Origin of the sequence: Streptomyces halobius (assembly GCF_023277745.1) — a bacterium.
Taxonomy (GTDB): domain Bacteria; phylum Actinomycetota; class Actinomycetes; order Streptomycetales; family Streptomycetaceae; genus Streptomyces; species Streptomyces halobius.
In genome coordinates this window covers 6,348,456-6,372,058 of sequence record NZ_CP086322.1, presented here as the reverse complement: position 1 = coordinate 6,372,058, position 23,603 = coordinate 6,348,456, and the positions used below count along the sequence as shown (strand labels likewise).

At 72.0% G+C, this 23,603-nt stretch carries 15 protein-coding genes, 1 tRNA gene and 1 pseudogene; 7 read left to right on the top strand and 10 right to left on the bottom strand.

Annotated elements, in window-relative coordinates; all coding sequences use genetic code 11:
• Window positions 1-84 precede the first annotated feature (84 nt).
• The 3 genes and pseudogenes from K9S39_RS28905 to K9S39_RS28895 form a co-directional block, all read left to right on the top strand.
• Window positions 85-647: pseudogene (locus K9S39_RS28905) on the top strand (hypothetical protein); the annotation flags it as partial.
• Window positions 648-726: 79 nt separating this feature from the next.
• Entirely contained in the window at window positions 727-2,187 is a 1,461-nt protein-coding gene (locus tag K9S39_RS28900; protein WP_248866281.1) for an FHA domain-containing protein, read from the top strand.
• A 257-nt stretch (window positions 2,188-2,444) separates the two neighbouring features.
• A complete protein-coding gene (locus K9S39_RS28895; RefSeq protein ID WP_248866280.1) occupies window positions 2,445-2,849 on the top strand; it encodes a globin in 405 nt (134 codons plus the stop codon).
• Window positions 2,850-3,229: 380 nt separating this feature from the next.
• Here K9S39_RS28895 and K9S39_RS28890 read toward each other — a convergent pair whose 3' ends face one another.
• From K9S39_RS28890 to K9S39_RS28860, 7 genes are all read right to left on the bottom strand, one after another.
• Window positions 3,230-3,952 (bottom strand): hypothetical protein, encoded by a 723-nt coding sequence (locus tag K9S39_RS28890; RefSeq protein ID WP_248866279.1) that lies wholly within the window; start codon window positions 3,950-3,952, stop codon window positions 3,230-3,232.
• Entirely contained in the window at window positions 3,949-4,395 is a 447-nt protein-coding gene (locus tag K9S39_RS28885) for an acyl-CoA thioesterase (RefSeq protein WP_248866278.1), read from the bottom strand. The genes K9S39_RS28890 and K9S39_RS28885 overlap by 4 nt, the downstream gene beginning before the upstream one ends.
• Window positions 4,396-4,400: 5 nt before the next feature.
• A complete protein-coding gene (gene ettA / locus K9S39_RS28880) occupies window positions 4,401-6,065 on the bottom strand; it encodes an energy-dependent translational throttle protein EttA (protein ID WP_248866277.1) in 1,665 nt (554 codons plus the stop codon).
• 287 nt (window positions 6,066-6,352) lie between these two features.
• Entirely contained in the window at window positions 6,353-7,747 is a 1,395-nt protein-coding gene (locus tag K9S39_RS28875; RefSeq protein ID WP_248866276.1) for an LAETG motif-containing sortase-dependent surface protein, read from the bottom strand.
• Window positions 7,748-8,009: 262 nt separating this feature from the next.
• Window positions 8,010-8,534: a single-stranded DNA-binding protein gene (locus K9S39_RS28870; protein WP_248866275.1), complete on the bottom strand. Its 525-nt coding sequence runs from the start codon at window positions 8,532-8,534 to the stop codon at window positions 8,010-8,012.
• A 194-nt stretch (window positions 8,535-8,728) separates the two neighbouring features.
• Window positions 8,729-10,852: a YfjP family GTPase gene (locus tag K9S39_RS28865; RefSeq protein ID WP_248869010.1), complete on the bottom strand. Its 2,124-nt coding sequence runs from the start codon at window positions 10,850-10,852 to the stop codon at window positions 8,729-8,731.
• A gap of 38 nt (window positions 10,853-10,890) precedes the next feature.
• Window positions 10,891-12,585: a dynamin family protein gene (locus K9S39_RS28860; protein ID WP_248869009.1), complete on the bottom strand. Its 1,695-nt coding sequence runs from the start codon at window positions 12,583-12,585 to the stop codon at window positions 10,891-10,893.
• A 312-nt stretch (window positions 12,586-12,897) separates the two neighbouring features.
• Between K9S39_RS28860 and K9S39_RS28855 the strand changes: the two genes are divergently transcribed.
• The 3 genes from K9S39_RS28855 (at window position 12,898) to K9S39_RS28845 (ending at window position 16,360) form a co-directional block, all read left to right on the top strand.
• Window positions 12,898-12,970 (top strand) — tRNA-Arg (locus tag K9S39_RS28855).
• Window positions 12,971-13,404: 434 nt separating this feature from the next.
• Window positions 13,405-14,238, top strand: coding sequence for a DUF4190 domain-containing protein (locus K9S39_RS28850; protein ID WP_248866274.1), 834 nt, complete (start codon window positions 13,405-13,407; stop codon window positions 14,236-14,238).
• Between the two features lie 532 nt (window positions 14,239-14,770).
• Window positions 14,771-16,360, top strand: coding sequence for a hypothetical protein (locus tag K9S39_RS28845; protein ID WP_248866273.1), 1,590 nt, complete (start codon window positions 14,771-14,773; stop codon window positions 16,358-16,360).
• Here the strand turns inward: K9S39_RS28845 and K9S39_RS28840 are convergent.
• The 3 genes from K9S39_RS28840 to K9S39_RS28830 all read right to left on the bottom strand — a co-directional run bounded on the left by K9S39_RS28840 (window position 16,311) and on the right by K9S39_RS28830 (window position 22,224).
• Entirely contained in the window at window positions 16,311-18,092 is a 1,782-nt protein-coding gene (locus K9S39_RS28840; RefSeq protein WP_248866272.1) for a tetratricopeptide repeat protein, read from the bottom strand. The genes K9S39_RS28845 and K9S39_RS28840 overlap by 50 nt on opposite strands.
• Window positions 18,093-18,720: 628 nt before the next feature.
• Complete coding sequence (mreB, locus tag K9S39_RS28835) at window positions 18,721-19,812, bottom strand: rod shape-determining protein (protein ID WP_248866271.1); 1,092 nt, start codon at window positions 19,810-19,812, stop codon at window positions 18,721-18,723.
• A gap of 297 nt (window positions 19,813-20,109) precedes the next feature.
• Window positions 20,110-22,224: an FUSC family protein gene (locus tag K9S39_RS28830; RefSeq protein WP_248866270.1), complete on the bottom strand. Its 2,115-nt coding sequence runs from the start codon at window positions 22,222-22,224 to the stop codon at window positions 20,110-20,112.
• Between the two features lie 316 nt (window positions 22,225-22,540).
• On the opposite strand from K9S39_RS28830, the gene K9S39_RS28825 reads away from it, so the two are divergent.
• Window positions 22,541-23,563, top strand: a complete 1,023-nt coding sequence (locus K9S39_RS28825; RefSeq protein WP_248866269.1) for an alpha/beta hydrolase — start codon at window positions 22,541-22,543, stop codon at window positions 23,561-23,563.
• The last annotated feature ends 40 nt before the right edge of the window (window positions 23,564-23,603 follow it).

The window sequence follows — 23,603 nt, the reverse complement described above, 5'->3', positions numbered from 1 at the left end:
GCGCACCACATACAACAGGAGGACCGACGAGCACATGCGACAGGACGCCCGCCAGGAGGCCCCAAGAAGGCCGAGACCGCCATGATCGCCATGATCAAGCAAGTCGCGCCCACGATCGAGGCCTTGACCAACCCGCCGCACCCAGTCGCCCCTCTCCCCCGCCCGGGGGACCATCCGACGCCCCCTGGGGCGACGAGTCCCGCGCCCACCACCGCCGCGTACGCGCCCACCACCGCCGCATACGCGATCACCACCGCCGCATACGGTCCTCGTACGGGCTGTCGCAGGGCCCGTACAGGCGGTGCGGACGGATACGGGCGACGCGACGGAGGACATGGCCTTTTCCGGCACAGTTCCCGCATAGCCGCTTCGACATCAACCGACCCACAAGTCGCGCACTACACGGGGCAGGATGAATGGGCGCAGGCCATCCAACAGGGGCTGGATGCCCGCAAGTCGGGCGGCATGGATGGCGTCACCGCGAAACTGGCCGGACTGTGCAGTTGGCTTTCGCCTCCGGGAACGAGGACACTGCGAAACTGCTTGCGAAGGTGGTGGACGTCGTCGATGCGGCGACGGGTACTGTGCGACTGAAGGCGAAGGTGGCCGAGGCGAACGAGATGGCACTCAAGACGCGCTCGACGTAAACCGTTCGCGTAAAGAAACAACGACGATCAAACCGATCAGTACCGCCGGAACCAACGGTACGGAGGGGGAAGAACCGACATGCCGACCTGCCCGAACGGCCACCAGTCGGTGGCCGAAGACTGGTGCGAGGTGTGCGGCCACCGGATGGCGGGCGCTGGCGCCCCGCCGCCCTCTCTGCCCGCAGGGTTCCTGAACACGCCGCCCGGTCAGCCGGCCGCTCAGCCCGGCCCGCCTCCGGGCCAGCCCGGACCGCCGCCTCCGCCCGGCCCGGGGCCCGGTCCCGGTCCTCAGGACGGCCAGGGTGGCTATGGATTCCCCCCGCCCGCGCCCGGTCCTGGCGCACCCGGCCCCGGTCCCGCCCCCCAGGGCGGCCAGGGTGGTTACGGCTTCCCGCCGCCCGCTCCCGGTGGTCCCGGACCCGGTCAGTCCGCGCCGCCCGAGCTGTGTCCGCAGTGCGGTACGCCGCGTGAGGCGATGGCGCCGTTCTGCGAGAGCTGCCACTACAACTTCCTCACGCATTCCGCGACGTCCTACGCCCCGCCTGCCGGCCAGCCGACCGGTCAGCAGCCGGGACCGCCGCCCGGCGGTCCCGGCACCCAGGGCGGGCAGGGCGGATACGGCTTCCCGCCGCCGGCGCCCGGCCCCAGCGCTCAAGGGGGCCAGGGTGGTTACGGCTTCCCGCCCCAACAGCATCAGGCACCTCAACAGCCCCAGCAGGGCCCGCCGCCCGGCCAACCCGGCCCCGGTGGTTACCCAGGCCAGCCCGGCCCGCCGCCCGGCATGCCCGGCCCCGGCCCCGCCGGTCAGCCCGGCCCGCCACCGCAGCAGCAGAGCGACGACTGGACGCTGAACCCGCCGAGCGCGCAGACCGCGGCCCCGCCGATGGCACCGGCGCCGCAGCAGCCAGGCCCGCAGGCACCGTTCGAGCAGCAGCGGCCCGCGCCGTTCCCGCCGCAGCAGCCCGGACCTTTCGAGCAGCAGCCACCGCAGGCTCCGTTCGAGCAGCAGGTGCCGCCCCAACAGCACCAGGCGCCTCCGCAGCAACGACAGCCCGATCAACAGCAGTGGAACGACGGGCCCGGCCCCGGCCAGGATCCCGGGGCGCCGCCGCAGGGTGCGGCGGCGGTCGTCGGTGACGGCTGGGTGGTGGCCGTAGCGCCGGACCGCGAGTACTTCATGGCGATGATGGGCCGCAGCGGCCCGGAGGCGGCGGGGCTCAACCTCCCCGCGTACTCCCCCGAGCAGGTGCTCCCGCTCGCCAACGGCCAGATCTCGGTCGGCCGCCGCCGGCCCAGCACCGGCGAGGCTCCGGACATCGACCTGGGCCGCCCGCCGGAGGACCCGGGCGTCTCGCACCAGCACGCACTGCTGGTGCAGCAGCAGGACGGCAGCTGGGCGGTCGTCGACCAGAACTCGACCAACGGCACGACGATCAACCTCGCCGAGGATCCGATCCAGCCGTATGTGCCGGTGCCGCTCCATGAGGGCGACCGGGTGCATGTCGGTGCCTGGACGACACTGACCGTCCGGCGCGGCTGATCCGCAGGACGCATCGCAGGCCCCATCCGCAGAGCTGATCCGCAGAGTTGATCTGCAGGACTGATTCGCAGGACTGACCAGCGGGCCGAGCGACAGTTAACAGCGACAAGCCGGCACGAGCGCCCGGGGAGCGATCGAGGAGATCACTCCCCGGGCTGTCTCGTGATCTCCTGTCCGCCGTCTGGTCTCCTGTCCTCCGCCTCATCTCCCGTCCTACGTCTGAAGTCCTCGGCCGCCGCGTCTGACACCATGGACGCGTGAACAAGATTCCGCACGGCACGCTTCAGGAGCAGACCTTCTACGAACAGGTCGGTGGCGAACCGACCTTCCGTCGTCTGGTGCACCGCTTCTACCAGGGAGTCGCCGAGGACCCGCTGCTGCGGCCGATGTACCCGGAGGAGGACCTGGGCCCGGCCGAGGAGCGACTCGCGCTCTTCTTGATGCAGTACTGGGGTGGCCCTCGTACGTACAGCGACGGCCGCGGCCATCCCCGGCTGCGGATGCGGCATGCCCCGTTCACCGTCGACCGCGCCGCGCACGACGCGTGGCTGCGGCACATGCGGGACGCCGTGGACTCCCTCGAACTGTCCGAGGAACACGAGACACAGCTGTGGAACTACCTCACCTACGCGGCCGCTTCGATGATCAACACCCCGGACTGACCGACACCCCGGACTGACCGACACAGACTGACCGGCGCCCCGGACTGACGGGCCGGGTGCCGAAGGGTCGAGGACCAGCGCGCCGGGGCGCGACGGCCACTCAGCCCAGGCGGACGTGGCATACACCGGCGATACGGACGTGGCACACGCCGGGGAGGTGCGGGCCCCTCATGGTCAGGGCCACGGCACCGTGCAGGCCGTGTGACCGCACACGCACCATCCAGACCGTGTGACCCTGCGGGCAGCGACACGCACACATCGGCGCCGCCGTACAGGTCAGCGCACCACTCAGGTCGACATAACCGCACAGGCAGATGCCAGAGGCCGGACCGCACAGGCCGACGTAACCGCTCACGCAGATATCAGCGGCCCGGACCCGCTCACATAGGCGTAACCGTCAGCCCCGACAGCCCCTTCAGCCCCGCCGGTCCGCCCGTCCGTACCGCGATCGAGCCGTAGGCGGTGCTCAGGCGCAGCCAGCCGCCCGCTTCGAGAAGCGTCGGCGGTTGCGGGGCCTGGCCGGTGCCGGGCGGCGTACCGCTGCCGGCCAGGGCGCCCGTGCGGGCGGCCCGCAGGAAGCCCAGCGACTGGGCGGCGTGCACGGCGCGGAGCGGGAGGTGGGTGTCGCCGAGGGTGCGCGACCAGATCTCCCGGCCGATGCGGTCCCGTTCGGCGCGGGTGCGGTGCGGTGGCGGGAGCGCCTCGTCGCGGGCGCGGAATTCGGCGACCGCGGCGGCCACCGCGCGGAGCAGCGCGTCGGGCGCGGGCAGTCCCGGTACCCGTCGCCAGCCGCCTCGCGGGGGCAGCACTCCGGCCCAGGGCGGGCCGGTGACCGCGGCGGGTACGGTCACGGTGTCCGCCGACTCCCGGACACCTTCGAGGAGTTCACCCGCGGAGACGGTGACGTCCAGGGTGGTGTCGTCGGCGAGCCGGGCGGTGCGGATGGCCAGTACTTCGAAGGACGGTGGGCGGCCGAAGACGGCGAGCACGCCGTCGCGGGCCTGGAGACGTACCGCGGCGGCGCGGTCGTAGTGGATCAGCCGGGCCAGGAAGGCGGCGAGATCCACCGCCTCCCCGGCATCGGCCAGGCGCAGCGCCGTCATACGGCGACGGTCCCCTCCTGATGTGAGGCGTCGTCCATGAATTCCTTGAGGACGGCCTTCTCCTCCGCGGTGATGCGGCGGGGACGCGCCTCGGCGAAGTCGTAGGGGACGACGACGGTGGAGGCCCGGAGGTAGATGGTGGCCCCCTCCTCCGGCTCGTCCTTGACCTCGTATGCGACGGTCATCGACGCGGCGCTGATCTTCGTCACCCACAGCTCGATGGTCACCGGGGAGGGCCGGTGCACCAGCGGCCGCACATAGTCGATTTCGTGCCGGGCGACGACCGAGCCGCCCGTGAACGATGTGCTGCCGCCCCCCGGCGCCAGCCGGCGTATGAAGTCGATCCGCGCCTCTTCGAGGTAGCGGACGAACACCGCGTTGTTGACATGGCCGAACGCGTCCATGTCCGACCAGCGCAGGGGGCAGGAGTAGAGGTGGCGCACGTCGGTCAGCCTCGGGTGAGCTTCTTGTACGTGGCGCGGTGCGGACGGGCCGCTTCCGCTCCGAGGCGCTCGATCTTGTTCTTCTCGTAGGACTCGAAGTTGCCCTCGAACCAGAACCACTTGGAATCGCCCTCGTACGCCAGGATGTGCGTGGCGACGCGGTCCAGGAACCAGCGGTCGTGGGAGACGACCACGGCGCAGCCCGGGAACTCCAGCAGCGCGTTCTCCAGGGAGGAGAGGGTCTCGACGTCGAGGTCGTTGGTCGGTTCGTCGAGGAGCAGCAGGTTGCCGCCCTGCTTGAGGGTGAGCGCGAGGTTCAGGCGGTTGCGCTCACCGCCGGAGAGCACTCCGGCCGGCTTCTGCTGGTCGGGGCCCTTGAAGCCGAAGGCGGAGACATACGCCCGGGAGGGCATCTCGACCTGGCCGACGTTGATGTAGTCCAGTTCGTCGGAGACGACGGCCCACAAGGTCTTGTCGGGGTCGATGTTCTCGCGGCTCTGGTCGACGTAGGAGATCTTGACGGTGTCGCCGACCTTGATGTCGCCGGAGTCCGGGGTCTCCAGGCCCTGGAGCATCTTGAACAGCGTGGTCTTGCCGGCGCCGTTCGGGCCGATGACGCCCACGATGCCGTTGCGCGGCAGCGTGAAGCTCAGGTCGTCGATGAGGACCTTCTCGCCGAATGCCTTGTTGAGCTTGTCGACCTCGACGACGACGTTGCCCAGGCGCGGGCCCGGCGGGATCTGGATCTCCTCGAAGTCCAGCTTCCGCATCTTGTCGGCCTCGGCGGCCATCTCCTCGTAACGCGCCAGGCGGGCCTTGGACTTGGCCTGCCGCCCCTTGGCGTTGGAGCGGACCCACTCCAGTTCTTCCTTGAGGCGCTTGGCGCGCTTGGCGTCCTTCTGGCCCTCGACCTTCAGACGGGTCTGCTTGGTCTCCAGGTACTTGGAGTAGTTGCCCTCGTAGACGTACGCACGGCCGCGGTCGAGCTCCAGGATCCAGCCGGCGACGTTGTCGAGGAAGTAGCGGTCGTGGGTGACGGCGACGACGGTGCCGGGGTACTTGGCGAGGTGCTGCTCCAGCCACTGCACGGACTCGGCGTCCAGGTGGTTGGTGGGCTCGTCGAGGAGCAGCAGGTCGGGGGCCTCCAGCAGCAGCTTGCACAGTGCGACGCGGCGGCGCTCACCACCGGAGAGGGTGGTGACGGGCCAGTCGCCGGGCGGGCAGCCGAGCGCGTCCATGGCCTGTTCGAGCTGGGTGTCCAGGTCCCACGCGTTGGCGTGGTCGAGGTCTTCCTGGAGCTTGCCCATCTCCTCCATGAGTTCGTCGGAGTAGTCGGTGGCCATGAGCTCGGCGACTTCGTTGAAGCGCTTGAGCTTGCCCATGAGCTCCTTGGCGCCGTCCTGGACGTTCTCCAGAACCGTCTTGGACTCGTCCAGCGGCGGCTCCTGGAGGAGCATGCCGACGGTGTAGCCCGGGGAGAGGAAGGCATCGCCGTTCGACGGCTGCTCAAGACCGGCCATGATCTTCAGCACCGTGGACTTGCCGGCGCCGTTGGGACCCACGACGCCGATCTTCGCGCCCGGCAGGAAGCTCAGCGTCACGTCATCGAGGATGACCTTGTCGCCGTGCGCCTTGCGCGTCTTGCGCATCGTGTAGATGTACTCAGCCAAGAGAAACCGTCCGGCAGTTTGGATCTGTCAGGTCTGTGTGCGGCTCCGCCGCCTGGGCCGTGGTGCGGCGTGGCCGCGCGAGGGCAGTAACACCCATCTTGCCGTACGTCCATCCCCCGACGGAAACGGGTGCCAGGGGGTGGACGGGGGCCGACGGCGGCGGAGCAGTGTGGCGTGGGCCGGGCGGATGCCCGTGGCCCCGGAGCGACTGCTGTGCTCCGGGGCCACAAGTTCCCCGTCGACTGCCGACCGGTGAACCGGTCGACTATCGTGCTGTTACCGCTCGGTCACTTTCCGTTGGCGCCGGTCTTCTTCTTGCGGAGGAAGAACACCGCGCTGCCGCCGACCAGGACGAGGACGACCGCGACGCCGGCGATCACCGGTGTGGCACTGCTGGAGCCGGTCTCGGCGAGGTCGGCGCCGTTGCCGCCGGTGGTGCCGCCCGCCGAGGCGGGGCTGGGCTGTGAGGAGGGCTTGCCGCCGCCGCTGCCGGCGGTCTTGCAGTCAAGGACCCCGGAGAAGGTCTTCTTGAAGCCGCCCGCACCCTTGATCGTGATCTCGTAGGACTGGTCCTCTGCCACCGGCACGGTCACGGTCTGCGACCTGCCGGGGGCGATCTCGTAGTCCTTGCCGGAGAGCTGGAAGCGGAACGCCTCATCGCCCTTGTTGCTCGCCGTGACGTCCACACCGCCCTTGGCGCAGTTCTTCTCGGCGGTGATCGCCGGGATGGCGCCCTGCTTCTTCCAGGAGACCGTGGTGGCCGCGGAGACGGTGGACTCGCTGGAGCCGGCCAGGATCTGGGTCTGGCTCTTGGCGTGCCGGCCGATGCCGGTGAAGGCGCGGCCGACCGGGACCTTGGTGGCGGCCTGGGCGGTCAGCGAGGTGCTGCCGTCGGCGGCGCCCTTGGGCACGTCGAAGAACAGCTGGGTGCCGTCGGCAGCGCTGGTGAGCGGTGTGCCGTCCTTGCCGACGACCTTGACGCCGGCCGGTATGCCGGCGGCCGGGGAGAGCGTGACGCTGTCGGCGTTGGTGTGCACGGTGACCGGGCCGAGACGGCTGCCGGACTTGCCGGAGACGGCCGGCGGGTCCAGCGTCAGCGACGCCTTGGGCTCGGCGACGTTTCGCGCGCTCTTCTCCAGGTAGTCGGCGAGCTTCTCGGCCGCGGGGTCGGCCGCGTCCACCTTGACGTGGTCGGAGAAGCGCCAGATCGCGACCTGGGTGCCGGCCGCGGCGGTGCGCTCGGTGAGGTTCCCGGCGCCTGACTTGGCGGCGAGCGCGGCCAGGTCGTTCACCTGGGGGTAGGAGTTCTGCAGAATCCAGCGGATCTTGCCCGCGTCACCGTTGCTGTGCAGCGACGAGGCGCTCCAGGGCACTTCCTGGTACTTCGCCTGCTGCTGCGTCGGGTTGTGGATGTCGATGCAGTATGTCTGAAGCGTGCCGCCGTTGTCGACCGCCATCTCGAAGAGCCCGGCGCCGATGCGCTGGTCCTGCCCGTCCGCGTGCACGATCGCCTGGTCGAAGGTCTTCAGACCGCCGAGCGTGGCCGTGGCGCCCCCGTGCGCGGGGGTCGTGTCGTCCGCCGCCGCGGGTCCCGCGGTGGCTATCGCACCCGCCGCGACCAGGCCGGAGGCCAGGACCGCGGCGGCAAGGCGGGCTGCGCCCCGCCTCTTCATCGCAAGCATGAAATTCCCCTCTGGGCGAGGCCGTCGAGTGGGGAGGGGGCCTCGCCGGAAGATCCCAAAGAACTCAACGGCAGAACTGGTCAGCCCCCGTGAGTACTCGTCAGCCCCCGTAGCTACTCGTGGGATCTTAAGGAGCAGGCGCATCAAGGTCCCCAGGAATGGCATTCCATAAGCGATCCGAATCGCAATCGTTACCGACCTCGACCACCCTGACCTGGCATTATCGATAAATCGCCGGGACTTTGGGGGCACGGCCGCCTTCTCAGGCCGTCACGGAACCGACGGCGGACGCGGCCGCGGCTCTCTCCGTCTTCGTGGCTGCGGCCGACTCTGTGACCGACGGGGGCGGGGTCGACGCAGGGGTCGGCGTATCGGTGGCCGCCGCCGATTGCGGCGGAAGGGGAACCGAACGTGCCCAGGTGACCCTGCGGAACGCCGCGGTGCCGCGCGAGAGATCGTGCCCGATCGCGACGGCGTCCACTTCCGCCGCGAACCAGCGCTGCCCGCCCCGCTCGGGAGACTGCTCCCCTTCCCGCACCCGCAACCGCCCGTGAACCACCAGGGGTTCGCCCACCGCCACCGACGCGGCGACGTTGTCGGCGAGCGCGCGCCATGACCGGACCGTGTAGAAACTCGTCTCCGCGTCGGTCCAGCACTCCCGCGTCCGGTCGAAGCGCCGGGACGTCGCCGCCATCCGGAACCTCGCCACCGGCACACCCGCCGTCGTCTGCCGGTGCTCCACCGCCGTCGCGGCGTTCCCCACCAGTGTCACCATCGTGTCGTTCATCGGACCCGCCCCCGTTCGCTCTCGCTGTGCGTTGATGCCATGCTGCACGGATTCGGCGAACGTCGCGGCGGGCTGTGGACGACGGGCCGGGTGTGGATAACTCCGTCACCCGCGGAAGGGATGGACTGCCCGTCCAGCGCCCTCACCTCACGTCAGACGCCCGAATCACCGCATGTCACCCGACTCACCGCAGGTCATACGCCCGAAGCCACCGCATACCGCTCACGCACCTCGCGGTAGCGCAGCAGCTCGGCGGCCACCGGCTCCAGGACCCTGGCCCGTCCGCAGCCCGCCGCCGCGCTCCGCAGCCGCCGTTCGGCCTCCTGCCCGTACCGCCGGGCCGGAGCGCGCGCCGCCACTCCGCACATCCACGTCAGCGCCGGACCGCTCACCGAGGCGACGACCCCCAGCAGCAGCGCGGACGCCCATGCCGTCCCGTCGGCCACCCCCATCACCGCGCCCAGCAGCCACAGCACACCGGCCACTTGGAGCCCGAACAGCAGCCCCTGAAGTGCGGCAGCCACCGTCCACCACCGCGGCTTCGCGGCCGGCCCGCCCCGCAGGGACGCCTCGGCTTCGGCCGCCACCCGGTCCAGCGCCGCCGGCAGCCCGTCCGCGCCCCGGCCCGCCGCCTCGCGCACCGCCTGCGCCCAGGGCGTCGGCAGCCCGCACGCGGCTTCACCCGCAACGGCCCGTACGGCCTGCTCCACTACGGGCCGCGCCGCCGGCCGGGCATCCACGCCGGTCTCGGTCGCCACACCGCCGGCCGTTCCTCCGGGCCCGCCGCCCGCACACCCGCGGTCCCGTCCGGCGCGGCCTCCATCGGTGCGGCCTGGCTTGGAACGGCTTCCCCTCGGGGCGTCTTCCGCTTCCGCTGCCCGCCGCCCCTTGCGCCGCCCCCTCAGCCGCGCCCACGGGGAGCCGCAGGCCCGTTCGGCATGCCGCAGCCAGTCGCGTTCCGCCGCGCGCCCGGTGGCCGCCGCGCCCACCGCCTCGGCCAGCCGGGCGTCGAAGTCCGCGCGGGCCCGTTCCGTCAGCCCGACCCGGCTCTCCGCCACATATGCCGACCGCAGCCGCTCGGCCACCGTGTCCACATCCGCCGCCAGCCGCCGGGCCGCCGCGCCCCGCTCGGCGACGAACTGGCCCAGTGTCTCGCGGAGTTCCCCGACGCCCTGCCCCGTCGCGGCGGACAGCGCGAGCACCGCCGCACCCGGCTCACCGTGCTCGCCCAGTGCCAGCCCGTCCTCGTCCAGCAGCCGGCGCAGATCGTCCACCACCTGGTCCGCGGCGTCCCCGGGCAGCCGGTCCACCTGGTTGAGCACCACGAACATGATCTCGGCGTAGCCCGCCAACGGGCGGAGATACCGCTCGTGCAGCACCGCGTCCGCGTACTTCTCCGGGTCGACCACCCAGATCACGGCGTCCACAAGGGCCAGCATCCGGTCCACCTGCGCACGGTTCCCGGTGGCCGCCGAGTCGTGGTCGGGCAGGTCGAGCAGAATGAGTCCGCGCAGGTCCGGGGCGCCGTCCACCGGGACGTGACGGCGCCGCGCCGGTACCCCGAGCCGGTTCAGCAGCCCTTCCGCACCCGGCCTGTCGTCCGACCACACGCAGGCCGCCGGTTCGCAGGTCGTCGGCCGCCGCGCGCCGACCTGCGAACGGCTGGCTCCCGCCAGCGCGTTGAACAGCGACGACTTGCCGCTTCCGGTCGCACCGGCGATGGCGACGACGGTGTGCTCACCGGAGAGCCGGAATCGCTCGTCCGCCGCATTCAGCACCCGGCCCGCCTCGTCGAGCGTCTCGCCGGCCAGCCGGCTCCGGGACAGCGCGGTCAGCTCGCGCAACGCGTCCAGCCGTGGCCGCAGCACGTCGCCCATACCGCGCCGCCGCCCGCCGGGCGCCCGGTCGTACGCGAGGAACTCGTCCGGCCCCCCGGCACGGGCGTCCTCAAGCAGGCCCATCCGTAGGTCGACGCCCACGCGCACGTCCCCGAAGCCCCCGCCGAGATCCCTTCTGAGATCCCCGACCAGGTCGGCTTCAAGGTCCGCCGGAATGATCGGCTCACTGGGGGACATCGGCTCACCATGGGAGGCATCAGGGGACGCGAGGTCATACGACGCATCAGGGGAGGCGACGGACGACTCCCCCGGCCTCTCGCCACGCCCTCCGACCGACCTGGCAACTGCCCCCTCGACGGGTGCCCCACGCCGATGCCGCACCCCCGGCCGGGAGTCCGCCCCGTCCCGTGCCCGCCGTGCGATCAACCCGTCGTCCCACGCCCCGGCCGCCCGGCCGCCCGGCGCCGCCTGATCGCCCACAGCCCGCTCAGCGGACTCCGTGTCCTCCGTGGAAGCGGTCACCCCAGCACCTTCTCCTTCTGCAGTACGGACAGCGCGGCGATCAACTCGGCCTGCTGCTCCGGTGGCACGGACAGTTGGTCCAGCGGGGCCAGCCGCCGCTCGCGCTCCCCGTCCAGCGCGCGCTCCAGGTATGTCGTCAGCAGCCGGCCGCCCCGGTCACACAGCCGCAGCGCGCTCTGGGCCCCCAACAGGTCGGCGAGGTTCTCACCCGCGGTTCGTGCCCGGCGGCCGCCGAGCAGAGCGGTGGCCAGCAACGCCGCCGACTCCTCCGGGGCCACGGAGCCGGCGCGCTCGGCGGCCCGTCCGCCGCGCGCCTCGCGGGTCTCTTCCTCGGCCAGTTCCTCCAGACAGCGCCGCCAGCGCCGGACGACCACGCCCAGCCGCCCGGCCGCCCCGGTGGCGCCCCCGGCCGCCGTCAGCGACACGTCCGCCGCCGCGGGATCCCGCCGCCAGGCGTCGCCGGCCCGCTCGTCGGCCTCCTCGACCGCGGAGGCCAGCAGAGCCGTGAGCCCCTGCGTCAGCGCGTCCAGCAGTTCGTCCGGCCGGCCGCCTCGTGCGTGGTCACGCCAGTGGGTGCGCGCGTCGCCGGAGAGCACCTCGCCCGCCGCGACCTCCCTCCGCACCCGCTCCGCGGCGCCCTCGTACGCCTCCTCGACCCGGCCGGCCAGCCGCAGCGCCGCGGCGTGCTGGGCGGCGGCGGCCCCGGCCAGCGCGGGCAGGCGGCTGCGCAGCGAGGCGAGGACGCCGGCGGCGGTACGGTCCGCGGCGGCGGCGCGGGCGGCCGGGTCCTGGGCGTGGCGCTCCAGCCAGGCGCGCAGCGCGGCGACGGCGGTGGCGGGCAGCAGACCGGAGCCGCCGCCGGCCGATTCGGGCAGCTCCGGGATGGTGAACCGCGGGACATGGCCGAGGCCGGCGCGTTGGAGGAGCTCCGCGTACCGCCCGGAGATATCGGTGACGATCTGGTGCGGCACCCGGTCCAGCACGGTCACCAGCGTGACGTCGTACTCCTTGGCCGTCCGCAGCAGATGCCAGGGCACCGCGTCCGCGTACCGGGCGGCGGTGGTGACCAGCACCCAGACATCCGCCGCGCAGATCAGCTCGGCGGCCAGCTCCCGGTTGCCGGCGACCAGCGAGTCGATGTCAGGGGCGTCGAGCAGCGCCAGTCCGCTCGGCAGCGCCGCCTCCGTCTCGATCCGCACCGTGGGCATGCCCGTGTCACCGGCCCACCCGGAATCCCCGAATCCGTCGCCGCCCCGGCGCCCGTCGGCCGGGCTCTCCCCCCAGCCGCTCTCCCCACAAGCGCCGTCGCCGCCGTCCTGGCCGGGCACCCACACCCGCGTGAGCTGCGGCAGCACCCGCGGTCCGGCGAACCAGTGGTGATCGTCGGGATGGCAGACCAGCACCGGCGTACGGGTCGTCGGCCGCAGCACCCCCGCCTCCGATACCCGCCGCCCGACCAGCGAATTGACCAGCGTGGACTTGCCCGCTCCGGTGGATCCGCCGATGACGGCGAGCAAAGGGGCCTGAGGTGCGCACAGGCGGGGCATCACATAGTCGTCAAGCTGGGCGAGCAGCTCGGCCCGGTTCCGCCGGGCGCGGGCGGCGCCCCGAAGCGGCAGCGGAAAGCGTACGGCGTCCACGCGATCGCGCAGTACGGACAGTGCATCGATGAGCCGGGGTCGTACGTCCAAGGTCGCCACATGTGCAGAATGCCCAATTTCGATGTGTTTTTGAAGCGTATAACCCCTCGTGTGCGCAGCAGAAACCCCCACAGACCGGGATTGATGACCCATAAGACCATCGCGACACGTAAGACGCAGGCATAACGAGTGCACAACACCGTGGGCGTGAGACGCCAAAAGCGATGCAGAATTCGTACCTGCCTGCGATTATCGGGATCGCTTCACCGAACCTCCACAACGTGCCACGCAGGTGAAGCAACCGGGACGAGGCACCCGGACCTCTATCCTTGTCCGCGGTCCGTGATCCACGTCCACCGCCCGGCCCCCGTAGCTCAGCGGATAGAGCAGGTGCCTTCTAAGCACTTGGCCGCAGGTTCGAGTCCTGCCGGGGGCGCCTACCTGAACCCTCCCCTCCGGGGAGGGTCTTTTTGCTGGTCAGGGGCGTTTCAGCGGGCCGGCGCAGGGGTTTTGCGGGAGCGGTCGGGCTTCCCGGCCGCCTTGCGGGCCGACGGGCTGTGACTACCTGTCACCGGGCTCCGGGGGGCATCACCGCCATGCCGGACTGCAAGTCCACGGAAGCTGCGCGGCGGTGCTCCGGGCTCCGCATCGTCACGGAGGACGAGCCGGCGGACCACGTCTGCGGCCGTCAGTAACACCTGGCTTCGCCTCCCTGCCCCTCGCCCCGGCCGCATCCGGGCCGTAGCGCCGCCGGCCGCATCTGGTCGTAACACCACCTGCCGCATCCGTCGACGGCCTCCCGGCTCGGTAAATGGCGGACAACGCAGTTGTTAGGGTGATCTTTTTCTGATTCCCCTTAAAGGACTGTGTATGGCCAGGCTTGAGCACACTCCCGGCCCGGACCCATGGGCCCCTCCGGCCGATGTCCCGGCGCCCGGCTTTCCGGCGCCGTTTCCCCCGGCTCCCCAGCAGGCGAGTAATGGCCTCGGTATCGCGTCGCTGGTCACCGGCATCGTCGGCGTGGTCCTGGGCTTTATCCCGTTTCTGTTCTGGCTGTCGGGCGTTCTCGGCCTGCTTGCCCTGATCTTCGGCCTGGTCGGCCACAGCCGGGCTCGTAAAGGGCTGGCCACGAACAAGGCGATGCCTCTCGTCGGCACCGTTCTGGGCGGCCTCACCGTGGTACTCGCGATCATCGGCTTGATCCTCACCGTGGTGTTCGTGAAGCACGCCGCCGACAAGGTGAAGGAAAAGGAAGCCGACCGCGAGCGGACCATCGCGTCCCCGGCCCCTTCGGAGCCGGTCGCCGAAAAGCCGCTGCGTTTCGGTGAGACGCGGAAATACGCGGACGGGGTCACGGTCACCGTCGCCAAGCCCGTTCCGTACCAGCCGGGCAGCGTCGCTGTCGGCCATGAAGAGGGCAATCTGGCGATTCAGGTGAAGGTCACGATCGTCAACGGGAGCAAGAAGACGATCGACATCACCAGCGCATTGCCGACCGTGCGGGACGCCAATGGCGCGTCGGCCGGAAACATCTTCGACGGCGACAGCGCGACGAAGCCGTTCTCGGGGAAGCTGCTGCCCGGAAAGAAAGCGGTGAGCCAGTTCGCCCATTCCGTCTCCCCTGACGGGGCCAAGGAGTTGCAGCTGGAGGTCGGCCCCGACAACGAGCACGAGGACGGTATCTGGATCGGGGCGGCCCGGTAATCCGCCGTGCCGTGAACGGGTTCCCCACTGATCAAGGCCAGTCATGTCGTGATGTCGTGGATTTGGGCTGGCGTAGGGGCGTCGGAGTTCGCGAACGGCTGGCCGCAACGGCAGGCCGCGGACGATCGTCTCGTAGGTGTCGGCTCGTACGTATCGAGATCGAGAGCCTGCCGGGGCGGTCGGTGCCGCCTCGTGGTTATCGTGACGGGCCGTACGTGTGGTGGTGAAGTGACAGGCGGTTCGGGGCGACCAGGGGGCCGGGTGAGCACGGAGCAGGGTGGGTGGATACAGGTTCCCGTGGGGGGCGATGCCCGGCGGTGGAGCACGCGGGGACGGTGCCGAACGGTGCTGTTCGTGGTGCACAACGTGACCTCTGCGACCCGGCTGTTGGATGTGCTGCCGCTGTTCCGTGACGACCTGCGGGTGCAGATGCTGGCAATCTGTACGGGGTCGTCGCCGTTCCAGGCGGGTGTGGCGGAATTGCCGGGAGCCGGGAGCCGGGAGCCGGGGTGTCGGTGCTCCGGTTTTCGGGTTGTCGCCGGAGTGGCTGCTCGCGGACGGCACCCCCGTCGCGGAGGCGATGGTGCTCTCGCACCCCGAGCAGCTGGAACGGCTCCGGGCCGCGTGTCCGCAGGCGGCCCCCACCGCCGTACTCGCCGGGGATCCGTGCTTCGACCGGATGCTGGCGGCCCGTCGGCACCGCCACCGGTTCCGTCGCGCGCTCGGCATACGGGACGGACAGCGGCTGCTCCTCCTCAACTCCACCTGGAATCCGGAATCCCTCTTCGGGGACGGCGGCGCGGCGGACCCGCTGCCCTCCCTGCTCCCCCGGCTGACCGGCGAACTCCCGGCCGACGGATACCGGCTCGCGGCGGTCCTCCACCCCAACATCTGGCACGGCCACGGCCCCGGCCAGATCAGAGCCTGGCTGAACCGGGCGCGCCGCGGCGGTCTGACCCTGCTCGACCCTCTGGAGGGCTGGCGGCAGGCGCTGATCGCCGCGGACGCCGTGATCGGGGACCACGGTTCCGTGACGTATTACGCGGCCGCGCTCGGCACCCCCGTCCTCCTGGGCGCGGCACCGCTCGACGGGCTGGACCCGCTCTCCCCGGTGGCGGAGTTCGTCCGCACCGCGCCCCGGCTCGCTCCGCATGAGCCGCTGCGGCGGCAGATCGAGACGCTGATCGGCCGGCACCGTGCGCTCTCCGGCCCCGCCGAACTGACCACGTCCGTACCGGGCAAGTCCGCGCCGCTCCTGCGGGAAACCTTCTACCGCCTGATCGGGATACCCGAACCGCCGGAGCCCGCACTGCTCGACCCGCTGCCCCTGCCGCCGTACGAGCCGCCGCTGCGCACCGCACCGCTGCAGGTGCTGACCCGGCTGCTGGGGACGGGTGAGGTCACGGTGCGCCGGTTCGCCGAATCGGCGCAGGAGGCGGCGCGGGAAACGGACTGGGAGACGGCCCCGGGTGAGGAGTCCGACGTCGTGGCGAGGGCCGTGCAGCCGGACGCACAGGGGAAAGCGCAGGTGGAGGCGCATCTGGCCGTCCACGAAGACGGTCTTGACCCCGAGGTGACGGCGTTGGCCGATGTGATCTTCCGGTACGGGAACGCGGACGATCCCCGGCTGGGGCCACCGGAGAGCTGGGGCGCGGAGGTCCTGGCACGGTGGCAGAACTGCGCGCTCGCGGCCTACATCACGGAGCCCGGCGCGTGCACCGTGCGTACCCGTACGGGCGAGGTCGTACGGCTCACCGCGGCGCCGTCAGGGGCCGATCCGGCCGCGTACGCCTCCGCGCTGCATGCCGCACTGGCCGGGGGGCACGCTGCTGAAGGACCTGGTGGCCGACGGCCTGACCGTATGGACGGGCGGCGTTCCCCACAGGGTGACGGTCACGTCGGTCGGCTGACTCCTCGACCACCCTGGTGCCTGTCCGACGCCCTGCCCAGGCCGTCCACGCCTCCCACTGGCGGCTGCCGGCCGGCCCGACCCCGGCCGTCCACCCCTCCCGGTCACTGCCGACGCCCCGATCCGGGCCCTCCTCAGCCGTCCTCGCCCCCCGTTACCGCCGTCACCCCACCTCGCCCTGGCAACGCTCGCCCAGCGCCCGGAGGTGGATGAGGGGGAAGGTTGCCCGCTCCCCCTGGAGCAGGCGGGTTGCCTCGTCGATCAAGGGGCGCGCGGCGGCCGGGGCGCCGGCGTCGAGGTGGGTCTCGGCGAGGTCGGTGAGCGTGCGGGCAGTGTTGTACGGCTCCGCGGTCTCGCGGAAGAAGCGCAGGGCGCGCCGCAGCCGCTGCTCGGCCTCGTCCCAGCGGGCGAGGCCCCGCAGCGCCCGGCCCCGGTGGCGTTCCAGGAGGGCACGGGCGCGCGGCACGTCGGCGGCGCCCTCGCCGTCCTGGGGAATGGCCGCCAACAGGCCGTCGGCCGTGTCGAAGCAGTCGTACGCCTCGTGGAAGCGCCACTGCCGCAGCCGCTGCAGGCCCAGGGATTCGACGGCGGTGGCCCGGCCCCGGGAGTGGCCGGCGCGCTGTTCCGCGTCGGCGGCGGCGCGGAGTTCGGATTCGGCCTCCTCGTAGCGGCCCACTTCGACCAGGGCCAGGGCCAGTTGGGTGTGTGTCCGTCCGGACGTCCGGGACGCGGCCAGGGCCCCTTCGGACGCGCCGTCCGCGGCCCGTGCGTCGGCTTCGAGGGCGTCGGCGGCGCGGGTGCCGGCCCGGAGCGCGGGCAGCAGTTCGTCGTGGCGGCCCGCCTTGAGCTGCACCGACCACAGGGCCTCGCACAGCTGGCAGACGGAGTCGCGGTCGCCTAACTCCTCGGCGGCGCGGACGGCTTCGAGGAGCTGTCCGAGCTCGCCGACGAGTGCGGTCAGCGCCTCGCTCTGATCGGCGTACGGGTGGCCGGGCTCCAGCCGCGCGTACAACGGCCCGAGGTGCCAGCGCTGCGGGAGCACGGCGCGGTCGGCGCGTACCGCGAACTCCAGGGACCAGGCCACCCCACGGGAGACGGCGGCCGAGCAGCCGGCGATACCGTCCTCGCGAGCGGCGGCGGCCTCGGCATGGCGCCGTACGGAGGGGCGGTAGCGGTAGCGGCCGTCGGGGGTGGTCTCCAGCAGCCGGCGGGCGGCCAGTTCGGCGAGCAGTGCCTCGGCTTCCGGTTCGCTGATCTTCGCGGTGGCGCCGGCGACGGCCGGCCCGAGGACGGGCCATGGGCGCAGCGCCAGCAGCCGGTAGAGCCGTGCGGCGTCCGGGGGCAGGTCGCGGTAGGCGTCCTCGGCGGCAATGTGTACGGGGTCGTCGTCGCGCACGGCGGGTTCCCGGTTCCGGCGGGGCGGCTCCATCAGTCGTACGGCGGCGGCGCGCAGGGCGAACGGCGAACCGGCACACCGGGTGAGCACTTCCGGCAGGGCGGCCTCCGCGGCGGCGATGGCCTCTTTCCCGGTGAGTTGGCCGAGCAGGTCGCGGGCGTCTCCCTCGGTGAGCGGGCCGACGGGGACCGGTACGGCGTCCAGGCCGCTCAGCGGGCGTCGGGCGACCACGATCGTGAACACCCCGGGCGCCGATGTCAGCACGGGCCGTATCTGGGCGGCGGACCGGGCATGGTCGAGGACGACGAGGAGCCTGCGGTCCGCGACGGTCGCGCGATACAGATCCGCGCGGTCCTCGACGACCGGCGGAACCTCGTCGTCCGCGAGGCCCAACTGCCGTAGGAGGCGGCGCAGCATGGTGGCCTGGTCCAGGGTGCCGGCCGTCGCGCCCCCGCGGAGGTCCACGTACAACTGCCCCTCGGGGAAGAGCCGGGCGTGGGCGCTTCCCCAGTGGATGGCCAGCGCGCTGGCCGATGCCTTCCGGTCCATGGACCAGCGCGAGCTTGGGACGCCCGTCGGCCTTGCGCCGGGCCTCGCGGTTCAGGCGCTTCATCAGTTGCTGACGGTCGGTGAAGAACCGTACGGAACCGGGCAGCCGGCGCGGCACGGCGGCCGCGTCGGCGATCCCGGGCCGGGGCGCGCCGCGGACCCAGGCGGCCAGCGCCCTGGCGTGCGCCGGGTCCTGTCGCGCACCGTCGACCAGCAGCCTCGCCACCACCTCGCGCTCGGCGCTGCCGGCCGGTGCGGGCACCTCGCGTCCCGCGATCCGCCGGACCAGTCCGCCCAGCGACTCCCAGGCCCGCTTCCCGGCCTCATTGGCCATGGACCCGGTCGCCGCGCGCAGAATCCCCGTGACCGCCCCGATGGATATGGGATCCACCATGCCGCAACTCCCCCTGCATACTCCCCTGGACCGGCGCTCCGACCGGCCGCGCCACTGCCCCGCCACTACCCCTCGGCGTTCACCGTCGACGCTATCGGGCGTGCGGCGGACGGTGGCTGTCGCCATGCCTGTCGCCATGCGGCGACATCCGGCCAGGTTGGGGGAGGGGGTGGGGGTAGGGGTAGGGGTAGGTGAGGCGGCACGGGAGCCCTGCTCCGCCCCTCACCCCGCACCTCACAACCGCACCGACCTCCGCTGCTGTTCCTTCGCGCCCGTCAGCATGCCGTGCAGTGCGGCGAATTCGTCGACGCACTTGGCGGTGCCGTTGACGACGCAGTCCAGGGGCTGATCGGCCACCATCACCGGCACCCCCGTGTCCTGCCGCAAGCGCTGGTCCAGGCCGTGCAGCAGGGCGCCGCCGCCGGTGAGGGCGATGCCCTGTTCGATGATGTCGCCGGAGAGCTCGGGCGGGCATTCGTCGAGGGTGCGGTGCACGGCGCGGACGATCGCGTCGACCGGTTCGGCCAGCGCGTTGCGGATTTCCTCCTCCTCGATCTCCTGGATCCGGGGCAGTCCCCTGACGTGGTCCCGGCCGCGGACGGTGAAGGACGTGCGGCGTCCGCCGGGTTCGCCGTCGTCGGTCCCGGTCAGCCCGGCCGGTGTCCAGAACGCCGAGCCGATGGCGATCTTGATCTCTTCGGCGGTGCGCTCCCCGATGGCCAGCGCGTGCTTCTTCTTGACGTAGCTGACGATCGCGGCGTCCAGGGCGTCGCCCGCGACCCGTACGGACTGGGCGGTGACGATGCCGCCCATGGAGACGACGGCGACCTCGGTGGTGCCGCCGCCGATGTCCACCACCATGCAGCCGACCGGTTCGTCCACCGGGAGCCCGGCGCCGATCGCCGCGGCCATCGGCTCCTCGATGAGATGCACCTCGCGGGCACCGGCGGCCTTGGCGGAGTCGATGACCGCGCGCTGTTCGACGCCGGTGACCCCGGAGGGGACGCAGATGACGACCCGCGGTCTGGAGAAGCGACGGCTGGTGGGCAGCGCCTTCTTCATGAGGGCGCGCAGCATCTGCTCGGCGGCGTCGAAGTCGGCGATGACGCCCTCCTGCAGGGGACGCATCGCGGTGATCCCGGACGGGGTCCGGCCGATCGTCCGCTTGGCCTCGGACCCTACGGCGATGATCGCACCGGAAGCGTTGACGGCGACGACCGACGGCTCGTTCAGCACCACGCCCTTGCCGCGCGCGTACACCAGGGTGTTGGCGGTGCCGAGGTCGATGCCGATGTCGTACGTACCGGACGAAGTGCTGGACGCCATGGGGAGTTCGCTTGCTCTCTCTCGACGGATGACAGGCTCCCCAACAGGGGGCCTCGGCCCCGAGTCCGGGGTTCCTCGGACATCATCACCCAGACTGCACCAATGGCTTACCTACTGGCCAAAGGCATCAATTGCGGGGCAATTATCTAGACTACTGGGAGGGCGGAAAGGTTCCTGAAGGTGGCGTTTTCTCCCGAGTGTCGAGCTCTTGCCTGCAGGTGCGGAGCCCGTCGAGTCCGGCTTCGCCCGTCCGGAACCCTTTCCTCCGGGCTCGCCGACGGGCAACCGCCGTCCGCCTCAGGGGCTTTCGTCGTCCCGCACGTCCCGTGCCGCCCGGCCGTGCCCGCCCGGCCTCCGGGACAGCGCCTCGGCGAGGTCGTCAAGCGCGTCCAGCAGCAGATCCGAGGCACGCAGCGCGATGCCCTGGCCCGCGCTCTCGGTGTCCCACCGCTCCCATACGGTGCGCAGCGCGCTCCAGTCCGGCGCGCGCCGTTCGCGTACGGCGTGCGCCGCCCGCTCCAGTGAGGGGCGCAGTTCGGCGGCGAACGCGGCGGCACCGGGCGACGGTTCTGCGTCCTTGTCGGGGAGGTGCGCCTCCAGGATCATCGTGACCCGGCCCATCGTGGCGAGCGCGGAGCCGGCGGCGTGCGCCGAGGTGCGCGAGAGGCCGCGGTGGCGTACGGGTTCCTTCTCGGCGCGGGCCTCGCTCTCCTCCCAGGCGGCGCGGGCCGCGCGGGCGTCCAGCAGGGCCTCGCGGACCTGCCGGGGACGGCCTTCGGCGGGCCGTGCGTAACGGTCGTACACGGCCAGCGCGTACCGTCCGTTGGCCGCCAGCCATGCGGCGAGGCGGTCGCGCAGCTTGGGCGTCTCCCAGGCGGGGAACAGCGCGTAGGACAGCATCGCGAGAAGTCCGCCGAAGAGGGTGAGCACGCTGCGTTCCTGGACGGTCTGTGCCCAGCCCTCGCCGGCGATGCCGAGCAGGAAGACGACGTAGGCGGTGACACATGCCGAGGTCACGGACACGCCGGTACGCATCAGCAGGTACATGAGGAACACGCAGACGACGGCCGCCCCGGCGCTGACGTACGCGCCCGGGCGGGCGAGGGCCATCAGGGCGCCGGCCACGGCGACCCCGACGAGGGTGCCGCTGAAGCGGGCGACTCCCCGGGAGTAGGTCTGGCCGAAGTCGGGGCGCATCACCATGACGGAGGTGAGCGGCACCCAGTAGCCGTGACCGAACGGGAGGCCGGTGCCCAGCAGATAGCCGGCGGAGCAGACCGCGCTGACGCGGAGGGCGTGCCGGAAGATGTGCGAGGACCAGCGCGCCTCGCGGCGCACGGCGCGCAGCGCCACCGGGACGAGCCGGGGGACGCTGGGGCGCAGCAGATGGGCGCGTTCGGCCCCGGTGGTGGGGCGGGTGGCCTGGACCGGCTCGTCGGTGAGTTCGACGGCGTCGGCGAGCAGCGAGATCAGACGGTAGGCGGAGCGGCGGGCGGCGCCCCTGAGCATCGGGCCGGAGGCGGGGACTTCGAGGGTGGCCATCGCCTCGGGAGGCAGCCGGACGGGGCGGGCGTACCGGACGGCGTGCGCGACGGCGTCCAGGACGGTGGCCGCGGCGTCGAGCAGATCGCGGGCGCGGTCGCGTTCCGGGCCCTGTGCCGGAGCGCCGACGACCGGGTCGGCGAGTGAGGCGAGGACGGGTCCGAGCTGCTCGGCGAGGCCGCGGGGGCCGTGCAGCTGGACGGGACGGCGTCTGGCCTGACGCGGGGTGACCGTGGACGCGAGGCGGGCGTCCATCAGGGGGGCAGGGTCGAACGGGGCGACCGGGTTCTGCCGCAGCCGTCGGGCGTAATCGGCCTCGGCGGCCAGCGCGTCGGCGAGCGCGTCGCGCTGCACGCCCCAGGGGCGCACCGGGAAGAGCACGATCAGGACGGCCTGGACGACGCCGCCGAAGGCGATCAGGGCGGCGTGCGCCAGGGCGCCCAGGACGGTCGTCGGCAGCGTGACGGTGACCACCATGATCGCGACGGTCAGGGTGCCGACGAGCCCGGAGACCGGGCCGATCGCCCAGGCCATCCCGGCGAGGCAGGCCGAGACGGCGAGCAGCGGGACGAAGACGAGGAGGTGCGGGGCGGCCAGATAGCCGAGGAAGGTGGCGACGGCCAGCGGGCCGGCGACGGCGAGCGCCAGGACCGGCCGGGGGCGCATGCTGCGCTGGAACGTGACCAGGCCGGACGCGAACGCCCCGAAGGCGGAGGAGACCGCGAGGCGCGGGTCGCCCAGCCACAGACACAGCCCGATGACGAGGGCGACGCCCGCCGAGCCGCGGACGGCGATCAGCGGGGTGAGCTTGGCCCGCTCGATGCTCAGCCCGGAGCGGGCGGTCTCCTTCAGCGCGCGCGACCAGGTCATATCGAGAGAATACGGGTGGGAATGCGGGTGGGAATGCGGGCGGGTGCCGTGGGGGACGGGGCCGGAACGACCGGTGGCGGGATCTGCTCCGTGCCGCGCCGGACCTCCCGCACTTCCGCCTCTCCCCCGCCGGGAAAATCCCGGTAAACACGCCTTCTGAGGCACGTAAACGCGGCAGGTCAGCACGGTTTGCCCGTCTTCGGTGCGGTCGATGCGACCAACCCGACACCGCCCGGGCGAAACCCGGGCCCGCCACGGCCCCCTCTTGCTTGCCGGCCGGGACCTCTCCCGGCCCGTCCGGCAAGGAGAAGGACCCGTGCGCAGAGCCCTGTTCACCCCGGTGACCGCACTGATCACCCTGACCGTTCTCGCCTGCACGGCCGGCTGCGGCACGGGCACCTCCCACGCCTCCCCCCTCCACTTCGGCGATCTCCAGGGGGGCGCCGCGCTGCACGCCGCGCCACCGGGCACGCACTCACTGGTACAGCTGCCCACGCACCCGATCACCTTCGAGGAGGAGCGCCGGGTCGGCGGGGCGGGCGAGGACACCCCGATCGGCGTGACCACCCTGCACGGCCCGAAATCGGGGGTCACCGGGAAGGTGTGGGTGTGGGCGCCGCCGGAGTACTACGAGAAGCGGAACGCGGACAAGGGCTTTCCGGTGATGGTGGCGCTGCCCGGCTCGTACGGCTATCCCCGCAACTACTGGGCCGGCCCCGACTTCGCGCTGCAGGAGCACCTCGCCCAGTGGACCAAGGACGGCACCAGCCTGCCGTTCATCGTCGTCATGCCGGTGCTCAACCCCAATGACGAGCGGTACTACGACGGCAGCGACATACCGGGGCAGCCGAAGATCGGCACCTGGCTCACCCAGGACGTACCCGATCTCGTACGGCAGAACTTCCGCACCCTCAAGACCCGCGACGCCTGGACGATCATGGGCTCCTCGTCGGGCGGGTTCGCGGCGCTGAAGAATGTGCTGCAGAACCCCGACACCTTCAAAGTGGCGATCGCCAACGGGCCGGACATCGTGCCCGACTCCCCGCTGTGGAAGGGGCACGCCGAAGCCGAGCGCGCGAACAATCCGGAGGTGCTCGCCGGCCGGCTGATCGCGCGCGGCGGACCGCCCGTCTGTGTGGCGTTCCAGGGCGGCTCCAAGGAGGCCACGGTGCTGCCGAAGGTCCGGAAGTTCATCGCCCGGTACGGCCACGGGCCGGTGAAGGCGCGGCTGCAGATCGTTCCGGGCGGCACGCACAGCGGTGACACGTATGTGCGGGGGCTGGGCGAGGGGACGATGCGGTGGGTCAGCGCGCACATGCGGGGGCCGACCGGCGTGTGAGAGCGGGCCATGACGCCGTTACAGTCCGCCCCCGGCGCCC

What these genes read in the sequence shown, in the direction of transcription:
- K9S39_RS28900 (WP_248866281.1), top strand. Translation starts at nt 727, where the DNA reads ATGCCGACCTGCCCGAACGGCCACCAGTCGGTGGCCGAAGACTGGTGC.
- K9S39_RS28890 (WP_248866279.1), bottom strand. Translation starts at nt 3,952, where the DNA reads ATGACGGCGCTGCGCCTGGCCGATGCCGGGGAGGCGGTGGATCTCGCC.
- K9S39_RS28875 (WP_248866276.1), bottom strand. Translation starts at nt 7,747, where the DNA reads ATGCTTGCGATGAAGAGGCGGGGCGCAGCCCGCCTTGCCGCCGCGGTC.
- K9S39_RS28870 (WP_248866275.1), bottom strand. Translation starts at nt 8,534, where the DNA reads ATGAACGACACGATGGTGACACTGGTGGGGAACGCCGCGACGGCGGTG.
- K9S39_RS28850 (WP_248866274.1), top strand. Translation starts at nt 13,405, where the DNA reads ATGGCCAGGCTTGAGCACACTCCCGGCCCGGACCCATGGGCCCCTCCG.
- K9S39_RS28840 (WP_248866272.1), bottom strand. Translation starts at nt 18,092, where the DNA reads ATGGACCGGAAGGCATCGGCCAGCGCGCTGGCCATCCACTGGGGAAGC.
- mreB (WP_248866271.1), bottom strand. Translation starts at nt 19,812, where the DNA reads ATGGCGTCCAGCACTTCGTCCGGTACGTACGACATCGGCATCGACCTC.
- K9S39_RS28830 (WP_248866270.1), bottom strand. Translation starts at nt 22,224, where the DNA reads ATGACCTGGTCGCGCGCGCTGAAGGAGACCGCCCGCTCCGGGCTGAGC.